This is a genomic window from Nocardiopsis protaetiae (genome assembly GCF_045446735.1).
GTDB classification, from domain to species: Bacteria; Actinomycetota; Actinomycetes; order Streptosporangiales; family Streptosporangiaceae; genus Nocardiopsis; species Nocardiopsis protaetiae.
Window position 1 is genome coordinate 1 of the sequence record NZ_JBJJBV010000488.1, and the last position, 2,720, is coordinate 2,720.

Below are 2,720 nucleotides of genomic sequence, written 5' to 3' on the forward strand. Positions count from 1 at the left end.
CCGTAAGCAGTTCCGGGCGCTGGCCACGCGTTATGACAAGCTCGCCACGACCTACCGGGCGACCGTGCGTGTCGCCGACATCTTCATCCGATTACGCGCACGGCCCGATCGCCCCACTCAACAAGATCCACCGAACACGCCCTAGGGGCGATGCCCACACGAGCGGCGATGTCCTTGTTGGGGATCGTCGCGTCGTTCTGGAGGATGCCCAGGATCGCCCAGTCCACCGCATCCAGTTCGGTGGAATCGGTTTTGGCCGCATCTGGTTTCGCCATGGTCGCACCGTACCGAACCTCGGGGCTAGCGTCCCGCCCGAACGCCGAGAACCGTGAGGCGAGGACGAGGAGGACGACCGTGACGTGGTGGACGTTCACGCTGTTGGTGTGGGTGAGCCTGGTGGTGCCCGGGCCCGATTTCGTGGTGATCGCGCAGGCCGCCCTGGCGGGCACCGGGCGGGGCGTGCGCACCGCGGCCGGGGTGGTGGCGGGGCTGTGCCTGCACAGCGCCGCGGCGGCGGCCGGTCTGGGCGCGCTGCTGGTGTCGTTCCCCGGGGTGATGGGGCCGCTGCGGCTGGTGGGAGGCGGGGTGCTGATCTGGTTCGGCATCTCCATGCTGCGCCCCGCCGCCACGGCCGCCCCGAGCAGCACAAGCAACCCAGGTGGAACAGACAGCACAAGCGACACAGCGGCCCCGGTCGCCCCAGGCGGCACGGCGGTCTCGGGCGGCAGGGACACCTCGGGCGACACGACGCCGCCCATCCCACGCGATCACGGGGCGCGGGACGACACAATGGCCCCGGCCACCTCAGACAGCACGGCAGTCTCGGGTGACACGGCGTCCTCACCCATTCCGGGCGGGCGAACAATGCAGAGCGGCACCGCGGCCTCGACCACCCCAGGCAACGCAGACGGTACAAACACCGCAGTGGCCCCGAGCGGCTTGGGCGACCGGGCCGCCCCGGGCGGCACGGCGGTCTCGGGCGACAGGGGCACCTCTGGCGACACGACGTCGCCCATCCCAGGCGGACACAGGGCGCGGGATGACATGGCGAGGCCGATCACCCCGGCCGCCCCAGGCGGTGCGGCGGTGCCGGTCGGCTCGGGTGGGCGGGGGGTGCGGGGCGAGGGACGCTGGTTCCTGCGAGGGCTGGCGGTGAACGCGCTCAATCCCAAGGCGCTGCTGTTCTTCGCGGCGGTGGTGCCGCAGTTCGTCACCGCATCCGCGCCGGTACTCCCCCGGACCGTGCTGCTGGGGGCCACCGTGGTGGTCTCGGCTGCGCTGTGGTGGGCGCTGGTGGTGACGCTGATCCGGGCGGCGCGGTTCCCGGTCGGCGGCCGGGCCGAACGGGTCGCCACCCGGGGTGGGGGCGCGGTGCTCATCGTTCTGGGAGCGGTCCTGGCCGCGCAGGCGCTGTGAAAACGACCCCCGATACCCCTACCCGGTTAGGGAATGTAGACTGCCGCCGTGATCGTGCCGACGCAGCGCCCAGCCTTCGCCCCGGGGGTCTCCCCGTGGGTGCGGGTGCTGCTGTTCACGGTACTGCTGACCGCCTTCGGCACCATGCACACCCTGGGCCATGCCGACCACGGCGACGGGCACGGCGGCATGTACGCGACACCTGTCGGCTACACGACACATGTCGCGCATGCCACGCCTGTCGTTTACACGACACCTGTCGCGCACGCCGTTTCCGGGGCGCACGTGGAGCCGGTCCCGGAGACCGTCTCCGCCGCGCTGCCCGATCTGGACCCCACGTCGGTGTGCCCCACGCTGGCAGGCCCCGGACTGCCGCTGGGCGGCCTGGCCGCCACGGCCTTCACACCCTGGCCCGGGCCGCCCGTGTCCGCCGCGGCGGCGGAGGTCCTGCGCGGCGAGGACCCGCCGTCGGTGGCGGCCGGGAACCGGCCGCTCCTCTCCGACATCCAGGTGCTCCGTATATAGGATCCGCGCGGGCTCCGGCCGGTCCCGCGTGGCCACCTGGTCCCGCGCGGCCGCCCGCGCCCGCCTCTCGCCGACACCGCACGGAAAGCACCCAAAACCGAGAGGAACCGAGGTCGCCATGACCTTCGTGAACCGTACGACCTTCATGAACCGTGCCCTCAAGGGCACCGCCACCGCCCTGTTCGCCGCCCTGGCCCTGGCCGCCTGCGGCGCCGACGACTCCCCCGCCGACCCGCCGGCGAGCGCCGCGCAGGAGAGCGCGGCGGAGTTCAACGACGCCGACGTGCACTTCGCGCAGATGATGATCCCGCACCACGAGCAGGCGGTGACCATGGCCGATCTGGCCGAGACCCGCGCCGACTCGGAGGTCGCCGAGCTGGCCGAGCGCATCCGCGACGCCCAGGGGCCCGAGATCGAGCAGATGACCGGGCTGCTGGACTCCTGGGGCGCGGAGGCCGCCCCGGAGGGGATGGAGCATCAGGACGGGATGATGGAGGGCATGCTCTCCGAGGAGCAGATGGCCAGGCTGGAGGCCGCCGAGGGCGAGGAGTTCGACCGCCTGTTCCTGGAGCACATGATCGCCCACCACGAGGGGGCGGTGGCGATGGCCGAGGCCGAACTGGCCGAGGGTGTCAACGCCGAGGCCCGCGCGCTGGCGCAGGAGATCGTGGACGCCCAGGAGACGGAGATCGCGGAGATGCACGGGCTGCTGGGCACCGAGCCCGCCGCGGACGGGTCGTCCGGTTCCGCCGAGGGCGGGCACGAGGGCCACTGATCCG

Annotated in this window: 4 protein-coding genes; 3 read left to right on the forward strand and 1 reads right to left on the reverse strand. The window is 72.5% G+C overall.

Going from position 1 to position 2,720, the window contains the following annotated elements:
• Positions 1 to 83: 83 nt before the first annotated feature.
• Positions 84 to 275 (reverse strand): AsnC family transcriptional regulator, encoded by a 192-nt coding sequence (locus ACJOT3_RS34155; protein ID WP_406977268.1) that lies wholly within the window; start codon positions 273 to 275, stop codon positions 84 to 86.
• A 79-nt stretch (positions 276 to 354) separates the two neighbouring features.
• Between ACJOT3_RS34155 and ACJOT3_RS34160 the strand changes: the two genes are divergently transcribed.
• The 3 genes from ACJOT3_RS34160 (at position 355) to ACJOT3_RS34170 (ending at position 2,716) form a co-directional block, all read left to right on the forward strand.
• On the forward strand, positions 355 to 1,416 hold the full coding sequence (locus tag ACJOT3_RS34160) for a LysE family transporter (protein ID WP_406977269.1): 1,062 nt from the start codon (positions 355 to 357) through the stop codon (positions 1,414 to 1,416).
• 48 nt (positions 1,417 to 1,464) lie between these two features.
• Positions 1,465 to 1,941: a hypothetical protein gene (locus ACJOT3_RS34165; RefSeq protein ID WP_406977270.1), complete on the forward strand. Its 477-nt coding sequence runs from the start codon at positions 1,465 to 1,467 to the stop codon at positions 1,939 to 1,941.
• A 118-nt stretch (positions 1,942 to 2,059) separates the two neighbouring features.
• On the forward strand, positions 2,060 to 2,716 hold the full coding sequence (locus ACJOT3_RS34170) for a DUF305 domain-containing protein (RefSeq protein WP_406977271.1): 657 nt from the start codon (positions 2,060 to 2,062) through the stop codon (positions 2,714 to 2,716).
• The last annotated feature ends 4 nt before the right edge of the window (positions 2,717 to 2,720 follow it).

Excerpts from the sequence above, each read along its gene's own strand:
- ACJOT3_RS34155 (WP_406977268.1), bottom strand. The coding sequence starts at position 275 with ATGGCGAAACCAGATGCGGCCAAAACCGATTCCACCGAACTGGATGCG.
- ACJOT3_RS34170 (WP_406977271.1), top strand. The coding sequence starts at position 2,060 with ATGACCTTCGTGAACCGTACGACCTTCATGAACCGTGCCCTCAAGGGC.